Origin of the sequence: Chitinophaga niastensis (genome assembly GCF_003014755.1) — a bacterium.
In the GTDB taxonomy this organism is placed as follows: domain Bacteria; phylum Bacteroidota; class Bacteroidia; order Chitinophagales; family Chitinophagaceae; genus Chitinophaga; species Chitinophaga niastensis.
In genome coordinates this window covers 776,306-795,904 of the sequence record NZ_PYAW01000003.1, presented here as the reverse complement: position 1 = coordinate 795,904, position 19,599 = coordinate 776,306, and the positions used below count along the sequence as shown (strand labels likewise).

Sequence of the window (19,599 nt, the reverse complement as noted above, 5' to 3'; positions counted from 1 at the left end):
CAACAGGTAATCAGTCATAAAATGAAACTTACACTTTATCCTTTTGAACTGAAATTCAGGCACACCTTTACTATTTCCCGTAAATCAAAAGATGTACAACCCTTACTGGTAGCGAAACTGGAGCAGAATGGATACAGTGGCCTCGGAGAAACAGCCGATAACGCTTACTACAACATGACGGTGCCGCTCCTGATGAATGCCATTAATGCGCACCGTACTTTTATAGAAAATTATACCTTAACCACACCGGAAATTTTCTGGCAGGAGATGTACCCTTTATTGAAAGATAACCTGTTTGCACTCTGTGCACTGGATATCGCCGCATGGGATTTATACGCCAAGCAGCAACAGAAAAAACTGTATGAAGTATGGCAGCTGGATATCTCTCATAACCCGCTAACTGATTATACGATCGGTATTGATACTATTGAAAATATGGTACGCAAACTCCAGGAGTTTCCCTGGCCTGTTTATAAAATTAAGTTGGGAACAAAAGAAGATATTGCCATTATAACAGCGCTGCGAAAGCATACCAGCGCGGTTTTCAGGGTAGATGCCAATTGTGCCTGGGGAGTAGACGAAACTTTGCGGAATGCTATTGCATTAAAAGAGTTAGGTGTAGAATTTATAGAGCAACCCATGCCTGCGGCAGATAAAGAAGGCATGAAACAGGTGTATGAAAAAGTAGTATTGCCCGTTATTGCCGATGAAAGCTGTATTGTAGAACAGGATGTAACCCAATGCCATGGCTATTTTCATGGCATCAATATAAAACTCACAAAATGCGGTGGCATCACACCGGCACTACGTATGATTGCGGAAGCAAAACGTTTAGGCATGAAGGTGATGACCGGCAGTATGAATGAAAGCACAGCAGGCACCTCAGCTGTAGCACACCTGCTGCCTTTGCTGGATTACGTAGATATGGATGGTCCGCTGTTACTGGCAGAAGATACTGCTGATGGTATCAAAATTGAAAATGGCCGCATTATTTATGCAGACAGATCAGGCACCGGCGCAATATTGCTACCATGATTATAATTTTTCAGGTGGTGTATATTCATTTTTCCGCCCTGCTCAAAAACAGCTATATGTGCAGGTTGAGGCATTTGTAAAATAGTAGATACTGCTGTATCTGTGGCTATTTTGCAATAGGTCGTTACTTTTTCACCTGATGCTTTGAATACCTGCACTAATGTTTCCGCATATACCAGCACAAAATTATCTGACAGATATTGGACCCTTGTACCAGGAGTGCCGTCATGAGTAAACATATTGCTTTTTGATTTCAGGTGGCTGCCGGCAAATAATGCAATGAAAGTGCCACCGGAAGAGGCTACTGCCATACGAAGCACTGTGTGGGAACTACTGGGGCTGAGTTGATAAATATGATATCCCATATCATTCATTTCCAGGTTACCCGCTTTATCTGATTTTACCAGGTATTGCCCTATGGAAAAAAAGAAATGCTGATGCCGGTAGATGATTTCCTGTACTACTATATGCATGTTGGCATCTACCTGTAAGGTTTCTCCATTCAGCTTACAATCCCTTGCACGCTGTAATATACCATCCGGTGTATAATGACTGAATACCAGTACGCCGCTGGCAACATGAATGGTAACAACATCTTTCTCAGTGAAACATATGCCCAGCAAGCCCTTTGGCAGCCAGTTTGCTCCACCAACCATGACCTCATGCATAAAGCCGTCATGACTTGTTCGTTTTTCCATCACTTTGTTTTCCAGTAACATTTCAGGATTACTATGTATTAGCAGCCGGTTATGGAAACGCCCATCACTCACCAGGGTGAATTGAATATTGTTGTCGATGGCAGTTGTCCACAGGTTAGTCCATAGGTTATACTCCCAATGATTGATCATGTTGAAATGAAGCAGGTAAACGCTGTTGTCTTTGATTCCGATCAGCAGCGCTTGTCCTTTGAGCATGGTGCCGCTTAACCATTTTACATCTGCTGCAAATTTAAAGGATGGTGCCGCCGCTTTGATGATAGTTTCTGTTTTGGTATTATTGACAAAACGATTGGAATCAATTGGTAGCAGTGGGTCTTCCGGTATGAAAGTTTTCAGCGCCCACAAATTTTCCATGTTGCCGGTGAGTGTTTGCTGACTTACTATATCATACATAATATCGATAGTAATATCTTTTATTTCCTCCTTATCAGCTATCTTATTTAATACACGGAGTAAATTCGTTTGCTGCGAGGTAGTAGTATGATTTTTATAGATGTCAGGCACCTGTTGTTTCAGGTCAGCTTCGGATAATCCAAAATATTGCTGCAAACATTCTATAGGCTTAGCCTGGCGATTCCAGCCATCCAGCAGAAAGCTTCTTGCCTGTTCTTTTTGATGTAATTTTTCTAACATAATGAGGGCTGCTTTCAGCATATCATTGTTGCTGGCAGCTATCTGTGCACTTTTGTTATATAGCAGGGCGGCATTTTCCGGCTGATCCAACTGCGTATATAGGTCACCGGATTTTTCATATTGGTTAAGCGATTCATATATTTCAATAGCTTCCAGTAGCAAACCGCCTTTTTCCAGGCAGTTGGCGGCAGCAGGTTGGTTATGTAAATGTGTGGTATACATAGCAGCAGCTTCGCGGTAATAACCTCCCTGTTCAAGCAGGTTGGTAGCTGTTTGATAGTCGCCTAACAGATGTGCATACACGTAGGCAGCACGGTCATAGTCTTTGGCTGTTAGCGCATCCTCCGCGGCCTGCTGATATTTATCCCTAAGCTCGGAGTAGAAATCATCTACTTTCCAGCTGTCTGCGGGGGCGTTGTCGTTTAATCCCTTTGAGGTAAAAAAGGCGTCTTTTCTTTGAAGTTCCGTACCTTTTTGCGCTGATACGCCACGTTTTTCATAAGGACTATTTAATGGAATAGCATACTGTAAGGCAATATCTTTGTCCGTATCAAACATCTTAATTAACTTTTCCAGTTCCCGCCTTCTTTTCACCTCCACATCATCATTATTCTTTGTTATCCTGCGTTGCAGGAATTGCTGCACATATTTACCAGGAAGGATCTTAGCCAGTAGCTTTGTGACAATATTAACGAAGGTGGAGTTTTCTTCGACAGGCTGCACTTCTTCTTCTTTGCTGATAAGTTCCTCCAGCTTTTTATTGCCAATTGATTTTTCAACAGCTGCAAATGTTTCTTCTTCCTGTTTTTCTATACCAATATATTTTAGTTTAGCCGTTGGGGTTATACCTATACGCGCATACTCCCAATCTGTATTGCGGGGTGGAGTATATAATAATAAAGCGCTTAATGACAGCACATCTTTCTTTTCAAAACCTATAAAACCGAGGGAAGGGTGAAAAATTTGCCAATCCCATATCAGTAGCTGTGGTAATTCGGTATCACTGATAACTGGTGTGAGTGCTGCGTTGAAGGGAATAAACAGTTTGCCACCAAGCAACCGGTAAGGGTGCCTGATGAGGCGACTGATATCCGGATGCGTGATATTGTTAAACAGTACAAATAATCCTGCCGGCATATTGGAACTGCTGTTTTCCGGGATGCATATCGCTGACAAACGGTTCATATCCATTTCCCAGCTATTTATTTCATGCAGCCAGCTTTCTACAGTATTCCCGTGGATAAAGGCTCCGGCGGCAACGTGATGTGTGTGTTGATTAAATTGTAAACCGAGTGTTATTTTCATTTTAATCCTGCTATGAACCGTTGAATATAATTTGCGTAAAACTCTTTAGCCCTGAGTCCCAATGCCAGACCATCTTCTGTGAAATAAGAATTGCCACAGTATGTACCCGCTGATGACCATGCAGCAAGTGTGATCCCTAACACCATCGTAATAGTGATTTCCGGGAGTGTTTTGTCGGAACTCCGTAGGTGCAGGAATCCACGGGGATCAGCGATTGCTTCACTGCCATCGGCCCAGGTAAAACGTGATAGTTTGATATTTGCATTGGTGGATAACTGTATTTCTTCCGGTATATCATTTACCGGTATTGTTTTATTTGGGAGATAATTTCCTTTGTCTGTGAGGATAAGATCCTGCTCATTAACTAAGAACAATTGCCGGTTTTCAATGATCAGCTCCCCGGTATCGCTCACGTAGATACTTTGAATACGGCTAATAGTACTGTAACCGTTGTTAAGGAATTTGAATACATCTCTCATTTTATATTTTGCCAGCTGGCCCCGTTTCGTTGTATGTTTAAAATGAGTCACTGCGTCCATAGCTATTGCGGTTTTGCCGGTTAAGGCGTCGTAAGCATATTGTTGTTCACCTTTCCTGATAGTGAAAATACCGTCCTGATAAACTATCCTGTAATCACCGGAAGGAGTATTTGTATTGTATCTGATGTAACTCCTGTTAGGCACATTAAAGGCGTATATGATAATAGTAGTAGATGGTTGCTTAGGATTTACGAGTATATAAATATGCTGATGCCCGTTTATACCAAAATAATAATTTCCTTCTTCAATTGATTCATGTAGTTCTATAGCAGCTTTATCTTTTTCTGGCCAGTAAAGCACTCTCAGATCTGTAGTGATGTTGACTACTCCAATCTGTTCTGTATCGAAACTATTGTTTTCCAAACGTTTCAGGCGGGAGGCTGGATAGCGTAAGGGCATTGGACGTAGCCGAAGAAATATGGCTGGGAGGGAAATGGGAATATTTTTTTTACTAGCTGTTTTTACTGGTGCAAATAATATTTCTTCCAGGTTTAACAATGCGGATGCCAGCAGTTTTTTGCTGGAGCCGTTGTAATCATAAAAATGGAATTGCCCGTTCCTGTTTACAGTGATCAGGTAAGTTAGTTTTGGTTTCAGGTTTGCTACGGTTTGTCTGAAATCCGCTTGCAGCATAAGTTGTTCGTTGGTGATCAGGAAATATTCCGTACTGTCTGATTTTTCCTGTTGCATGAAATTCTCCAGTCCTTTAGCAGCATGCAGGTAATTGTCCAATATTGATAAAGCGTTGATAACGCCGTCTTTGCTGTATAGATCTATGGCCGTTGTACTTACCCCTTTTAACGAGTATGCCTGTACGTTAGTATCTTCTTTTTTCTGGTGTATGCATGCCAGGGCAGCGGAAACGGCGAATACCCGCGGAATACCCCACATTTTCAGAGTTGTATCCACCAGTATCACTTTGTTTTTTTTACGATCAGCCGGGAGGTCTTCTCTGCGCAGGTATAGCGCTTCGTTATTGGCAAGACGAGCCATCAGCAACTGATCATCTTGTGCCAGTTCACTCAGCAGCAACCGGTCATAGTTTCCTTTGTTGGTAATATCTGATATACCACCAAAGGCCAGCTCACTACTACTATATGTATGCATGGGTACATGCAATGCAGCTTGTAGCCGTTTTGCCAGCCGGCTTATGCCTGCTGTTCTGCCATCATCAGACAACCGGGTGAAAAAATCTGTTTCGGATTCTTCCGGTAACGAAACTGGCAATACTTCCGGGAGCTTTTCCAGGCTGGTACGCAGTTTCAATTCAAGGGAAGCACTATCTTTTACATGCGTTGCGGCATTAGCCAGATAAGTTAATTCTGCTGATAATTGTTCTACCGGTGAGTGCGCTCGTGTGAAAACGGATTTATAAAAAAAGTGAAGTGTTTGTGAAGCCTGACCACTTTCGATATACGGAGTTATAGGTTCAAAGATTGTTTTCAGCAATAATGCCCTGTTGTTAGCGGAGCGGTATTTTTTGGGTAGCTGTGTAATTATTTCAAGTAAACGATGTGTTTTATGTATTTGAAGGGTTATTTCTTTGCTGCGCGCATCAGATTTAATTGCTGTACTATACAGGTTCATCACTTCGATCACCCGCTCTACATATTTACGGGCATCCTTGCAGGCACAAAGCACCAGCAGGATACTTCCCAATGGTGGCCAGCCCTGCAGGGCCATTTCCCCGAGTATGTTTATCAGCTCATCTGTATAGCAAATGGTGAAGTCGCTGCATTCCAGTACTTCTCCATCATCTCCCCAACTCCATATATAATCTTTAGGGGCTGAAAAATAACTGTCGATAAGATTTGTTTGATCATCCATTTTCTCTTTCCCGTTTTGTTAATCTGATGGCGCTTCTGCCTGCCTTTACAAAAGCGGTTGCGGGAATACACTCCCAGGTACCTGTTGCATCAAAAATTAAATAATCTTCCTGTTGTGGATTTAATTTTGCTGCTACCAGGAATGCAATGCCAGCCGGGTTAAATTCATATCCTGCCGGCAGCAGCAGCTTATGCTGCAACACATATTCTTTGCCGGGTATTGGGGGGAGTGGTTGTCCCATTATCAGTACTTCGTTTTTATCGGAAGCTGCAAATGTGAGTGGTTGTAACCGTATCAGCGGCGCTGTTTCGGCATAGTTGCACCATGCGGTTAGTGTAGTCAGCAGTGCATGCGTGGTTTGTTGTTTTTCTGCTGGTGCCAGCTGTACCTGGTATTTTGCTGTTATCTCTGCCGGCATAGCAGATACGGGTAATACGATCTGTAAAAGTTCCGGCAGTGATTTCCAGTGGAGCGATTTTAGTGTAGCCACCGGCGTTAGACTGTCTGTTGGAAAAAGGAGATTGGTTTCATCCAGCAGGAAAGTATGTGTAGCCGGCAGGCGCCGGATTTCCGGGTCGGGTTTTCCGGTAAAAGGTATCCCTCTTAACCATAGCACGTCATCGTCAACAGCTGCGAGGAGCCCCGGTAAACAGCGTACGGCGCCCAGTGTAGCATATTTATCTGCCGGCAGCTGCATTACTATTTCTTTGATGTTGCGCGTCATTGTGCCTGCATTATTTTCTTCCACAATTCATCAATAGGTTGCATCACATATTTGCGCTGGGTTGGATTGGTGATCCATTCGCAACGGCCATTGAGGTAACGGAGCCGGTCTTTGATGGCAGCCCGTTGCGCACCGCTGACAGCGGGGTCCTGCCACTGTGTGGTCATGTACATCAGCTCCTGGTAAATTTCATCGGCATTGGGTACACTATTCATTTTTGCACGTGGATGTTGTCCGGCTACAACGGTGTCTGTGTCTATCACTGTATTTACGATACCGGCGATAATTTCCTGTTGCTCTTCTGTATCCCAGATATAGCGCATGACCCACATATCGGAAGGTACTGCTACCAAACGTTTACATAATAAGGCACTGGCGGCAATGAGCCGTTGTAGTTTCACTGCGCGTCTGTCGGATACCATCAAACCGGCATTGCGCAGTTGTTGTATGAGGGTGATATAAGCTGGCCGGATATCATCCAGGTTCACGAGGCTGATCAGTTGTTGCAGTTGTTTTATTTCTTCGTGGTTGATCGTTTGGTCCGGAACAGTTGTCTGTTCCAGCTTCCAGCCAGCGTGCAGTACTTCATTGAGTTGCATGGGATCCACATAGTCGCATCTCACACGAATGAGGAAGCGGTCGTAAAGTGCCTGTAATGCTTCATCTTCCGGTAGGTGGTTGCTGGCGCCTACAATCATGAGTACCGGCAGTTGCCGGGTTTCACGGCCGCGACGAAATATTCTTTCGTTGAGTACCATCAGTAAACTATTCAGTATCGCACTGTTGGCATTCAGTAATTCATCGAGGAAAATCAGGGATGCTTCCGGCAGCATGCCTTCTGTATTTGTTACCAGGTCGCCTTCGCGTAGTTTGCGGATATCAAAAGGACCGAACAATTCATTAGGCTCGGTGAAGCGGGTGAGGAGGTATTCAAATGTGTTACCATCCAGTGTTTTGGCGAGTTCTCTTACCATGGCACTTTTAGCAGTACCCGGAGGTCCGAGCAGGAACATGTTCTCACGGCCTGTTAAGCAGATGCCCATCAGGTCAATGATATCATCTTTACCCACAAAGGTGTTTTTCAAATGCTGTAAAACATTATTCAGTTTATCTACCAGTAATAATTCTTTCATAGTGTATAAATAATTCGAACTGTGATTTTTATGATTTTTGTGATGAGCCTGATGAGCGGAGATCTTAGCGGGTATTGTCTGAACCAGGATTTAACGGATTGAATGGATTACCCTGATGGGTGTTATGTTGTTTTCTTAAGAAGATATAAGCGAATATCTCCGCTATGATCTTCGGCATCCATCAGGGTAATCCATTCAATCCGTTAAATCCTGGTTCAGACAATATTCGCTCATCATATTCATCATAAAAATCACAGTTCAGGTAATTTAAAATCGGGCCACAGCACTTCTGCATAATTGCCGAGTGAAGCTTTAACGGCGGCCAATACTGGTTGTACATTGCATCTGCCTGTATCACGGGTAGCGATGATCCTGTCGACATAGGTTTGTAGCAGGGATGGGTTTGATACAATGATGTCAATGCCTTGTGTAGCCGGGATATTTATGCCGGTAGATGAAAAAGGCCATTGTTTGGCAGTTTCCTGAAGGTGTTTTACCAGGGGATCTTCCGGTGATAATCCTTTGCTGAGACTGAGCAGGTCGGGCAGGTAACGTAAACAGAGATCGGCTCCATATATGGTTGCTGCGGTGACGGGCTGGTCATATGGAAGCAAGAGCGTGGTTATTTCTTCTTCACCTAATTGCCGCAGCATGGCTAATTGTACGGCTCTGTAAATATATCGGGCAGCCCATAAGGCAGCGTTGCTGTCAAATGCGGGTGCGGTACCGGGCATGTCTTGTATATCATTGTCGTAATACTCCTGTAACACAACAATAGTATTCTGTAATTCTTGCGGGGAAAATAGGTGAATATTACTTGCCACAGTCACCTGTCCTTCGCGAACCAGGTGGGTAATAAAGGCGGATAAGTTCATAGGTCAGCATTTAGCTGTTAGCAATCAGCTGTAAGCAAATAGCTACTAGTTAACATTAAAAAGACAAAATAATAAAAAAAACACATATCTGCAATGAGCCATTAGCTTTTAGCCATTAGCTGTTAGTTAAGAGCTAATGGCTATTCGTCTACCTCTTTCCAGGTTTTGGCGAGGAAAACATAATCCAGGATGTAACCGGTCGTAATAATAGTTTTACCGGCGAGGGGCATCAGTGGATTGTCCATAAAGGGGTTGGTGCCAGTAGGACGTATGAGGTAGTCTCCCTGATCAGATACCAGGTATACGCCGAGATGCTCACTTTTGGTATGTTTACCAAAGGTGCGAAGCACCAGGCGTCCTGTTAATGTAATGGTGGGTACATTGCTATCCCCGTTATTTTTATCGGCTGACATATTCACGATAACCCAGTATTTGATTGTTTTTTTCTTTTACGACGAGCACTTTTGTCGATGGATTTTCCCCATCGGCGGAAGATTCCGAAAATACGTGAAATTTTACAGATGGCATGGAAGCATTTGTATCTTCTTTGGCCAAATGATTATTTTTTTTGTTCACAAATACTTTCGGGTCGCGTTTCTCTGCAAAGTTTTTTTCATCCAGCAGGCTGTGCATGGCGGTGTGTAAGGCCGGATCTGTGGCATGGGAGCCATCTGAAGGATGTGGAATGGTGATGAAGTCGTCCAGCATCTTACCTCTTGCTTCCAGGTTATCCCGACGGTTTTGCACGGTGTTGATGAAGGGCTCGCTCTCTCCTGTGCTACTGGGATCTTTATCGTTGATAACCGGCTGCCACGAAGGGTCGCCCAGCAAATAGAACTGTGCAGCTGTTTTGAGTTCGTACGGATCGAGGGTAGGCCCCATTTCATGAAGGAAACGTTGCCTTGCTTCCAGCAGGGCTCTGCCGGTAGAGGCGCCGTTGAGTACATTAATTACAAAAAACTGTGTGAGCAGGTCCGCAAGTCCCTGTCCGGTAGGTGGACCATAAGCAATATTAGAACTACCCAGGAATGCCAGGGCATGATTAAGCAGATAACTGTTGGCAACGCTGATGTGTTTGCCGCTGTTCTTTTGCGGATCAAATAACTGTCCGCCGTAACAGCATTCTGCTGCCACAATAGTGCCGTAAGTGATCTTAGCCTGCAATGCATCGGACCTTAATGCCAGCGGAAAATCTGCGACCTTCTGGCCATAATAGCCCGGATTATAGATAGCACCGTGACAGTTGATGAAATGTGTTTTGGGTTGCAATTGCTGCGCGGTCCAGTTGGTACCGTCGAGAGTGGCATCTCCGGGGAACAGCTGCAAACTGGCATTGTTGCCAAAAATATTTTGTAAACTATTCTGTGTTGAATTTTGCCAGTCAAACGTACTGATGGAAAAATAGGTCTGGTAGTCGCTTTGTGGTGAAGGTTTGGAAGCCATGACGTCAGTAATGAGCGTATGCAGATAGGCGGTATCTGTAAGTCCTGGCACATCCGGCAACCGGCCTGTTACCCTTGTGGGGGCAATAAATTTCCCGGGATCTGTATCATAAGGAGTATCGCAGGCATATGGCAAATCGCTGGGGATAAGTGTGTCCGGATCATTGTTTCCCGATAATAAATTTTTTAAACGCTGAAATGGAATAATATCCTGTGCACCAATGAGCAGCATATAGCCGGGTGAAAAGAACCGGTACAAGTCGTCCACTGCTTTTTTGTTTTGCGCCTCGTCTATTGGATCAGTTACCGGTGTAGCCTGGCTGGCCTGCATCTGCACCGCATCATCTACGAAAATGATATGTGAATCCAGGTGCCGGGTGGCATCAAATGCCTGCAATGCTTTTAAGTCGTCCAGGATAGCTGTATGGCTATCGCCGTACTTTTTTTGCAATGCTGCTTTATTGGTTATTATGAGTTTTGTAGTCAGCATATTCGTAATTGGGGTGGCCATGTTATCCTGATTAATCTGTCAAAAATATTGAATTAAAAGATAACATTCCCCCCGTTGGTCATAATATTAAGTCGCCGCTACGCAAGGTACTTGCATAGTGAAAAAGTAAAGCGTATTTTTCTGTAAATCTATTGCCCGTTTTATGAAAAACTTCCCCCTGTTATTTCTTCTTTTGTTATCTGTAAGTGCCAGCGCACAAACTATTGCCTGCTTCACGGTAAAAGCCGGTAATATTAACAGGAATAACAGCCTGGTATATGCTACCTATAACACCGGTGATACTGATGCTGTAGTACTGGAAGAGGTAACCGGTAAAAAACGTGTGCCCGTTCCCGTTAATGCATTAAAAGGAAAAGTATGGTGGGTAATGAGTGGAAAAACACCGGCAGGTACAGTAAGAAAATATGAGCTGAAAAAAGGAATAACAACTGCCCGCCCCCTGATGATAGCAGGCATCCAATCCGGTAGCTTACTGCTGCAACAGGGCGAACAGCCAATCCTCCAATATAATTATCAAACAGTAGATCCACCTGCCGGCACGGATACGGTGTTTCGTCGCAGTGGTTTTATCCACCCTCTTTGGGCGCCCAATGGTGCAGTGCTTACCAATATTTTCCCCAATGCCGGACACCGGCATCATATGGGCATCTGGAACTCCTGGACACATACCTTGTTTGAAGGCCGGGAAACCGATTTCTGGAATGTACAAAAGAGAGAAGGCAAAGTGCGCTATGCAGGAAAAATGGAAACTTTCTCCGGAAGCGTATGGTGCGGCTTCAGTGCCGGCCAGGAACATGTTGCATTGCTGAAAGATGGTACCGAAAAAACAGCGATCAATGAAGTATGGCTGGTACAGGCATATCCGGCTACTGATGGTGGTAACCGCCGGCAGTGGGATTTAACCTCCACTTTTTCACCTGCTACCCCTGATGGCATTATCTTATTACAATATCGTTATGGCGGCGGATTTGCGTTAAGAACAACCACTGATTTTATAGCTACCACCAGCCAGCTGCTTACTTCTGAAGGTAAAACCAGGAAAGATGCAGACAGCACCCGGGCACGCTGGGTAAAAATTACCGGCACTACTCCAAAAGGGAAGGCAGGATTATTAATCATGAATTATCCGGAAAATTATGATTCACCGGAACCTTTACGGGTATGGCCGGAAAACATGGAAGGAGGAGAGCTGATGTTCAACTATACACCTACACGCATGCAACCCTGGCAATTGCATGCCGGTGTGCAGTATCAGTTAAAATACAGGGTCATGGTATATAACGGAGATCTTACTCCGGAAGAAGCGGAGGCTGCCTGGCAGGAGTATGCGCATCCGCCGGAAGTGATCAGGGGAGAATAATTCCCGTTTTGCGTTTTATATGATTTTCCATTATTTTAGTGCCCTGAATGATTTGGTATTGCTTAGGTTAACCTTGGAGAAGCCTGTTATCAGGACAAGTTAAATGACGGAACCCTTTATTTTTGCACCCTTAACCATAACATCTTTCTTTATGAACAGTATAAACGATCCTGCATCACAAAAAACGAATAAGCCTGCGGATGATGACGGTCCATCCTGGGGTGGTGTTATTGTTGGTTTATTACTGGGCTTTGCAGGCGTTGCCCTGATCTTTTACCGTTACAATCAATTTCATAGTATAGGTGATGAAAATATCAGCATCACCAAAATTGAAATGTTAATCTATAAAACTACCGGTAAAAGCCTTTGGGCGCTGATAGCTGCTTATGCGCTGGTATCCGTTGTTGGTTTTTACCTTGCTGTCAGTAACTATACTAAACTGACAGCAAAATAATTATGTTATTCCTGTTTTTAAAATAAGAAAAATCAAATGAACAACCTGCCCGAACTCAAAGCGAAACTGCTGGAAATCCATGAAAAAGATAAAAAACAAACCATAACAGCCCTTATTGTTGCAGAAGTAATGACACTGTTATTATTGGCGCTGGTGGGCAGTTCCATCTTCTCCGGTAATAGTTCGCAGGTGCCTGCTTATGTCTTATGGATACTGGCATGTTTACCGATAGGTGCACTGGTACCCTATATCATTATGCTGGTGCAGATAAAAAAACGTCCTGCCAGGATTGAAGATTTTATTAACCGCCTGCAACAGGGAGAGTCTGTAAATAATATCAACACCTACACAGATTATAAACTCATATTGCCTTTGCGACTGATCAGGGTGCGACTGTTTCCGATGGAATATGCACAGGTAATGGTGGGACAAAGCCGCACTGCTTTTAAGCTGCCTTTGTCAACAGAAAATGTGCAACCCTTTAAAGCGCTTATCAGCAGAACTGATCTTAATGGCAATGCCACTGCGGGTAGCAGCACTTCTGCAAATTGGTCTTCCAACTAGTCTGATCTTCATTAATAATATCTGAATAATGAAAACATTAGAAGAATTTAATGCTTTTGTGGAGATAAAGCTCAACAGTGATTTGGAGCAATTGGAGCGTCAGCGGCAGGCAGGCAAAAACTGGATGCGGTGGCTGTGGGCGGGAAGTATTTTATTTGTAGTAGTGTTTGCTGTGGGCATGTTCAGATATTCTATGCAAGCAGCCCAACAATCATCGGAAGCTGCGGCCGGCTCAGGGAATCAGATATTCCTGATACTTGGTATTGTGCTGTTATTCACTGCAGGCAGCTACGGCCTTCGCTACTTTATGATGCGGCAGAAAGGAGCCGGTGAGGCAACTGATTATAAGCAGGATTTTAAGAACAAGGTAGTCAGACCTATCATTGCTTTTATTAATCCTGAGTATACCTATCAGCCGATTAATCATGCCAGCTACGAAGAATTTACAGAGAGCGGATTGTTCTCAAAGAAAAGCTATGTGATCAATGGTAATGACCAGGTATATGGTAAAATGGGCGAAATGAATTTTCAGTTCTGTGACCTGACCGTTACACATATGCCTGTACTCACCCTACGCGGACAAGGCCCTGATATTGTATTTTCCGGCAGTTATTTCATCGGACAGTTCCCCCGGTATTTTAGTACACCAGTATACATTATATCACGCAATACCACCACTGAAAATTTGTTCTCTTCTACGCATTCCGATAGCGGGTTTATAGAAACCTGGAATCTTGGGAAAAAAGTATTGCCGGCAGACAGCAACTTCAACAAATCGTTTATGGTGTATTCACAGGATACAACAGAAGCCCAGCAACTGCTGACACCCGCACTGATGGAAAAGATACAGGCATTGCAGGAACGCTCACAAGCAAAATTGTTTATTTCCTTTTACAATAACCGGATCTATGTTGGTATCAGCCACGGATTGGATTATTTTGAAATCAGTTTAAACAAATCGCTCAGCGACCGTCAGATGTTAAAGGATTATTACCTGGATTTTATGTCGCTGCTGCAATTGGCGGAGGATCTTAAACAAAATGTAAGCATCTGGACTACTACGGCTTTTTCGCGCTCTTAATTTAAAATTACGAATAGTATGACAGATAGCGGAGATCTTAGCGGATATTGTCTGAACTGTGATTATTATGATTTTTATGATGATCCTGATGAGCGGAGATTTCAGCGGATGTTGTCTGAACCAGGATTTTTAGGATTGAATGGATTACCCTGATGGGTGCCGAAGAACTTAGCAAAGATATTAGTGTATCTCTTTTAAATAAAAAACAACACAACATCCATCAGGGTAATCCATTCAATCCTAAAAATCCTGGTTCAGACAACATCCGCTGAGATCTCCGCTCATCAGGATCATCATAAAAATCATAATAATCACAGTTCAGACAACATCCGCTGAGATCATCGCTCATAACCGTAATTCGCAATTCGTAATTTTTTAGTACCCGCTATTCTGAAGGAGCGCTGGTTCGTTACGGTCTATCTCCGTTTGAGGAATGGGCCAAAACTCATAGTTCACCAGGTATTTGGTTTTGATCGTTGGCTGCAACGGATTGGGAACAAAGCCATTTAGCTTTTGCGCGGCAATTCCCCATCTTCTCAAATCAAAATAACGTAATCCTTCGAGGGCAAATTCAACACGCCGTTCATGCCTGATACGGGCGCTCATATCAGTTTGGGATAATCCCTGCGGAAGATCCGGCATATTACTTCTGTTCCTGACCAGTTTTATTGCGGCATATACGGATGCATCCGGTCCGGCTGCTTCATTTTGTGCTTCTGCATACATGAGTAAAATATCAGCATAACGAAGCAATACAAAATCATTATCATCTATAGTGCCGTAATCAGGATCCACCAAAGATGGATCTAACCATTTCTTTACAGCATAATAGCCCACTGTCCAGCTGTCTTTTCCGGGAGTAGCCACTGATAGCGCACCTGTAAATGGCCATCCCTGCGCCTTTGTATCACCCGGGAAGAAAAAGGTCTGACGCATCCTGGGATCTCTGTTTTCATAGGGCTTGCCATGAACATATACTGCAGAAGAAGCAGTGTCTTTACCATCTGCGGCTTCGTATTCGTTGATTAAATCCTGTGTGCCCTGTTCCCCTTTCCACCGCTGAATATTTACAGCGATAGCCACATCCTGGTGCAAAATATTAGGACGCAGGTACTTTACAGAGAACATAATTTCTTTACTGTTATTCTGATCCGGTTTATAAAAATTTCCGGTGTAACTGGTATTGAGAGCGTATTTAGAACCGGTCATTATTTCCTTTGCCAGAGCGGCGGCTTCTGCATATTTCTTTTGAAAAAGTAATACGCGCACCTTATATCCCTGTGCCGTGCTTTTAACCGCATGACCATCGCCATACGCATTGTCCGGTAATGCTGCAATGGCAGCATCGAGGTCAGACAGTACCAGCTTTAATACATCAGCCCTGTCTGATTTTGCCCTGGTAGATTTATAATCTATGGTGAAAGGATCTTCTGTAACAATCACCACGTTTCCATAGAGCTGTGCCAGCCAGAAATAATGAAATGCTCTCAGAAAATAAGCCTCTCCTTTATACTTCGTCAGCTGATCACCAGTGATTACTTTACCCACATTTGCCATAAAGGAATTAATAGATGCAATGGCCTTATAGCTGTTGCTATAATAGACGCTGACGAAATCTCCGGATTGTGGCGTAATGCCGGAAGTGAGGGCATTCAGGCCTCCGCCATAATTGTATTGTCCGTAGGAGTCATCTGTGAAGTTATCCCATGCGAACACTGAAAACTGGGAAGTCGCATAACCGCCACCGTCTGCGTAGAGATAGTTATATAAGCCTGTTAATGCCAGGTCCGCATCTGATGCTGTTTTCCAGAAAATAGTAGTAGATAATTTATCAGGAGGTGTGACATCCAGGAAATCCTTGTTACATCCGCTTATCATGGCGGTGGCGAGGCATAAGGTCAATATTATATATTGCAGGTACTTTTTCATATCTAAATCATTTAACAGAATGGAATTAAAATTGAACCATGGCTCCAAAAGTGTATGTTTTTGTTTGCGGGTAGGTAACATATCTACCCTCATCCACACGTTCCGGATCAAGGCCGGGGTATTTGCTGATGGTAAACAGGTTATCTGCTGTGAAATAAACCCGCAGTGATTTCATACCTATTCTGCTGATCAGGTTTTTGGGTAAGGTGTAGCCCAGTTGAAGATTTCTCAGCCGAATAAAAGAGGCATCTTTTAGAAAATAAGTGGATGCATAATTTTGTACCGGTTGATATCCGTCTGCTACATAAATTTTAGGCATGGTAGTGCTGGGATGTTCTGGTGTCCAGCGGTTTCTCCAGTCTGTAGTAGGAATGGATCCTTGTCTGAATGGTTCAATGCCCCAGCCATTTACATATATTTTTTGCCCTTGTGAAGCATACAGTTGTGCACTTATGTCAAAGTTTTTCCAGGAAGCTCCCAGGTTAATGGCGTATTGAAAAGAGGGATATTTGCCTTTTACATAAGTACGGTCCTTGTCGTTAATAACACCATCACCATTCACGTCTTTTATTTTGAGATCTCCGGGAGTGGCGTCTACTGGTTGTTTGGGGGATTTTGCAATTTCATCTGCGCTTTGAAAAATACCATCCCATACATACATGTAATAGGCGTCCAGCTCATGTCCTTCTTCGCGAATTGTATGGCCACCAATTTCTCTTTTCCCGAATTTTTCCAATGTATTTTTGTAGGTCTGGAAATTGGCGCCCACATACCAGGTGAAGTTTTTGCCGATCCTGTCGTTGTATTGCACATTAAATTCAAACCCTTTATTTCTTACCGCACCATTATTGATGGTGGGTGCATTTAAACCAAGCCACAGCGGTACCTGCGAACCTCTCAGGATGTCGTAGGTGTATTTGTTAAACCAATCGCCCGTGAAAGTGAGTTTATTATTAAGCGCAGTGAGATTAATCCCAAAATCGAGCACCCTGGTAGTTTCCCATGTGAGGCTGGGGTCTACCAGTGAACTACCTGCCACACCGTTGGTAACGGTGCCGCCAAATGCATATGACCTGCCATCCAGAGAAGGTTGATAAGGATAGGTACCTATGTTCTGATTACCCAACTGACCCCAGGAGCCACGTAATTTTAAATCGTTGATCCAGGAAATGTTTTTTAGAAATGATTCCTCTGAGACGCGCCAGGCGCCTGAGAAGGAATAGAATAATCCCCATCTGGTATTTGATGGCAACCGGGAAGTGCCATCATATCTTACGCTGGTACCAAACAGGTATTTATCTTTATAGTCATAATTGGCATTGCCATAAAATGAACGGATGGCCCATTTACTCGATGTACCATCATTTGCCTGGCCCTGTTCAGGTCCTGCATTGAGTTCCCGCAGGAGGTTGGTAGGGAATTGCGTGCGGCTGGCATCCAGGTTGTCTGCCTTGTTTTGCTCTTGTTGATAACCTGCCAGTGCCGACACGTTATGTTCGCCAAACTTCTTTTTAAAAGTAAACTGGCTGTAGTAAACAGTGTAGATGTTTCCTGAATTGCCCACTGTGAGCCCCGGTGTGCCATCATCCAGCAATCCGGCAGGACTCATATCGCTAAAGTAATAAGTAGGCACTACCGGTCTGAAATCATTGTATTTGTAGTTGTCGTAGTTCATACCTGCCCGGTTCTCCCATTTCAAACCATCTATGATATCAATATCCAGCGACAAATTCCCCTGTGCGTAATAATCGCTGGTCCTTGTTCTGACATCTTCCTGTACAATAGCCACCGGGTTCTTATTACCTAATTCATTGGAGTAGGCTTTTTTAATCCATTTTCCATCGCTGGAAGCAGGGTAGAGTGGCGACTGGGCTAATGCAGAGAGGAACATATCGCTTGCACCATTCTCCGGATATTTTCTATCTGCATAACGCATCTGTACATTGGTTCCGATGGTAATTCTTTTATTTACCCTGGAACTTAATCCCAGATCGAGCGTATATTTTTTATAGTCGAAACCGATCATTACACCGGGTTGTGTACTGATGCCTATTCCAAGACTATACGTGGTACTTTCTTTTCCGCCACTCATGTTCAGATAATGATTCTGTGTATAAGCAGTGTGGAATATATCGTTTAACCAATTGTGGTTAGGATATTTAACACGATCAGTAGCATTTTGATAGAGATCAATCTGTTGTTGATTATACAATGGTGCTAATCCGGAGTTGGTGTGTGCTTCATTGGACAGCTGCATGTATTCTGCAGAGTTGGTAATAATGTTGGGCAACTTTGATGCCTGGGAGATACCGAGATTATAACCATATGTCAACGAAAAAGCCCCTCCTTTTCCTTTCTTTGTTTTCACCACAATTACACCGTTGGCGCCTCTTGAGCCATAAATAGCCGCAGAAGCAGCGTCTTTCAAAACAGAAACGGATTCGATATCATTAGGATTTAATACACTCAAACTACCGGGTAATCCATCTATTATCACCAATGGATCATTGCCTGCTCCGCTGAAAGTACTGATACCCCTGATACGCAATTGTACATTTTCATTACCAGGTTCTCCGGAGCCCTGTGTTACCTGTAATCCCGGTAACTGGCCCTGCAACAGCGTTGCGGGGTTTGTGGCGATACGTTTATTAAGATCTGCACCGGATACAGTAACTACTGCGCTGGTCAGTTTATGTTTTTCCTGGGTACCATATCCTACTACCACTACTTCATTTAATCCTGCTACATCTTCTTTCATAGTAACCGTTAATAAAGTCTGACCCGCTACAGGAATTTCCTGTTTAAGAAAACCGATGCCGGAAAATACCAGTACTGCATTATCAGGAACCTGCAAGGAAAATAAGCCATCAACTGCGGTTAAAGTGCCTGTGGTAGTGCCTTTTACCTGCACAGTAATATTGGGTAAGGGCATTCCTTTTTCATCCGATACTTTACCATTGATTTTTTTTGCCTGGATCTCATTCACTGATTTTTTAAATACGATCATGTTGTTTTCCATGATGGCATAATGCAAACCTGTTAAGTGTGATACCTCGTCGAGTATATCCCGCATAGCGGCTTTCTCCATTTTGATACTCAATTTAGGGAGGTTTTCCACTTCGTTATTGCTGTAATAGAAAGTATATCCCGATTTTTTTTCGAGATAATGAAACACTTTTTCTATGTCTGTTTTTACAAAGGAAATGGATAAATTGTTTTGTGAATAGCCTGCTGCGGAGGTTTGAAAGAAGATCAGTAGCAGGATACCTGTGAATTTGAACATTCGTAACAATTTTCGTGCATAACGTGGCAGTACAAAGTCTGCTTGTATTGTTGTTTTTTTCATAACCTGGATGGGATTCTAATTAATATCCAAAAATGTTGGTTTCTCCGGAGTAGCTAATGGCATCAAAAAAAATATGACATAGCAATCCCCGCTAGGGAGGGTGTTCCCCAATGATACTCATG

Annotated in this window: 14 protein-coding genes; 5 read left to right on the top strand and 9 right to left on the bottom strand. The window is 43.5% G+C overall.

The genetic code is table 11. The features are described from left to right. Nucleotides 1-21: 21 nt before the first annotated feature. On the top strand, nucleotides 22-1,035 hold the full coding sequence (locus tag CLV51_RS17905) for a dipeptide epimerase (protein WP_106529422.1): 1,014 nt from the start codon (nucleotides 22-24) through the stop codon (nucleotides 1,033-1,035). Here CLV51_RS17905 and CLV51_RS17900 read toward each other — a convergent pair. The 7 genes from CLV51_RS17900 to CLV51_RS17870 all read right to left on the bottom strand — a co-directional run bounded on the left by CLV51_RS17900 (nucleotide 993) and on the right by CLV51_RS17870 (nucleotide 10,743). Then, nucleotides 993-3,692, bottom strand: a complete 2,700-nt coding sequence (locus CLV51_RS17900) for a hypothetical protein (protein WP_106529421.1) — start codon at nucleotides 3,690-3,692, stop codon at nucleotides 993-995. The two genes, CLV51_RS17905 and CLV51_RS17900, sit on opposite strands and share 43 nt — an antisense overlap. Further along, a complete protein-coding gene (locus tag CLV51_RS17895) occupies nucleotides 3,689-6,058 on the bottom strand; it encodes a hypothetical protein (RefSeq protein WP_106529420.1) in 2,370 nt (789 codons plus the stop codon). Before CLV51_RS17895 ends, CLV51_RS17900 begins: the two co-directional genes overlap by 4 nt. Beyond that, on the bottom strand, nucleotides 6,051-6,782 hold the full coding sequence (locus tag CLV51_RS17890) for a hypothetical protein (RefSeq protein WP_106529419.1): 732 nt from the start codon (nucleotides 6,780-6,782) through the stop codon (nucleotides 6,051-6,053). Before CLV51_RS17890 ends, CLV51_RS17895 begins: the two co-directional genes overlap by 8 nt. Next, complete coding sequence (locus CLV51_RS17885; protein WP_106529418.1) at nucleotides 6,779-7,915, bottom strand: AAA family ATPase; 1,137 nt, start codon at nucleotides 7,913-7,915, stop codon at nucleotides 6,779-6,781. The genes CLV51_RS17890 and CLV51_RS17885 overlap by 4 nt, the downstream gene beginning before the upstream one ends. Nucleotides 7,916-8,166: 251 nt before the next feature. Then, nucleotides 8,167-8,790 carry a hypothetical protein gene (locus tag CLV51_RS17880; protein WP_106529417.1) on the bottom strand — a complete coding sequence of 208 codons (624 nt, stop codon included), beginning with the start codon at nucleotides 8,788-8,790 and terminating at the stop codon, nucleotides 8,167-8,169. A 140-nt stretch (nucleotides 8,791-8,930) separates the two neighbouring features. After that, nucleotides 8,931-9,209 (bottom strand): hypothetical protein, encoded by a 279-nt coding sequence (locus tag CLV51_RS17875; protein WP_146151311.1) that lies wholly within the window; start codon nucleotides 9,207-9,209, stop codon nucleotides 8,931-8,933. Continuing rightward, a complete protein-coding gene (locus CLV51_RS17870; protein ID WP_106529415.1) occupies nucleotides 9,190-10,743 on the bottom strand; it encodes a hypothetical protein in 1,554 nt (517 codons plus the stop codon). Before CLV51_RS17870 ends, CLV51_RS17875 begins: the two co-directional genes overlap by 20 nt. A gap of 142 nt (nucleotides 10,744-10,885) precedes the next feature. Here CLV51_RS17870 and CLV51_RS17865 point away from each other — a divergent pair, with 142 nt between their 5' ends. The 4 genes from CLV51_RS17865 to CLV51_RS17850 all read left to right on the top strand — a co-directional run bounded on the left by CLV51_RS17865 (nucleotide 10,886) and on the right by CLV51_RS17850 (nucleotide 14,202). Then, entirely contained in the window at nucleotides 10,886-12,103 is a 1,218-nt protein-coding gene (locus tag CLV51_RS17865; protein ID WP_106529414.1) for a DUF6807 domain-containing protein, read from the top strand. 151 nt (nucleotides 12,104-12,254) lie between these two features. Beyond that, on the top strand, nucleotides 12,255-12,557 hold the full coding sequence (locus tag CLV51_RS17860; RefSeq protein WP_146151310.1) for a hypothetical protein: 303 nt from the start codon (nucleotides 12,255-12,257) through the stop codon (nucleotides 12,555-12,557). 36 nt (nucleotides 12,558-12,593) lie between these two features. Next, nucleotides 12,594-13,121 (top strand): hypothetical protein, encoded by a 528-nt coding sequence (locus CLV51_RS17855; RefSeq protein ID WP_106529412.1) that lies wholly within the window; start codon nucleotides 12,594-12,596, stop codon nucleotides 13,119-13,121. 28 nt (nucleotides 13,122-13,149) lie between these two features. Then, the gene (locus CLV51_RS17850) at nucleotides 13,150-14,202 is read left to right on the top strand and encodes a DUF3137 domain-containing protein (RefSeq protein ID WP_106529411.1); all 1,053 of its coding nucleotides are present in this window, start codon (nucleotides 13,150-13,152) and stop codon (nucleotides 14,200-14,202) included. Nucleotides 14,203-14,577: 375 nt separating this feature from the next. On the opposite strand, the gene CLV51_RS17845 is transcribed toward CLV51_RS17850, so the two are convergent. Beyond that, a complete protein-coding gene (locus CLV51_RS17845; protein WP_158267053.1) occupies nucleotides 14,578-16,131 on the bottom strand; it encodes a RagB/SusD family nutrient uptake outer membrane protein in 1,554 nt (517 codons plus the stop codon). 25 nt (nucleotides 16,132-16,156) lie between these two features. Next, nucleotides 16,157-19,477: a SusC/RagA family TonB-linked outer membrane protein gene (locus CLV51_RS17840; protein WP_106529409.1), complete on the bottom strand. Its 3,321-nt coding sequence runs from the start codon at nucleotides 19,475-19,477 to the stop codon at nucleotides 16,157-16,159. Nucleotides 19,478-19,599 lie beyond the last annotated feature (122 nt).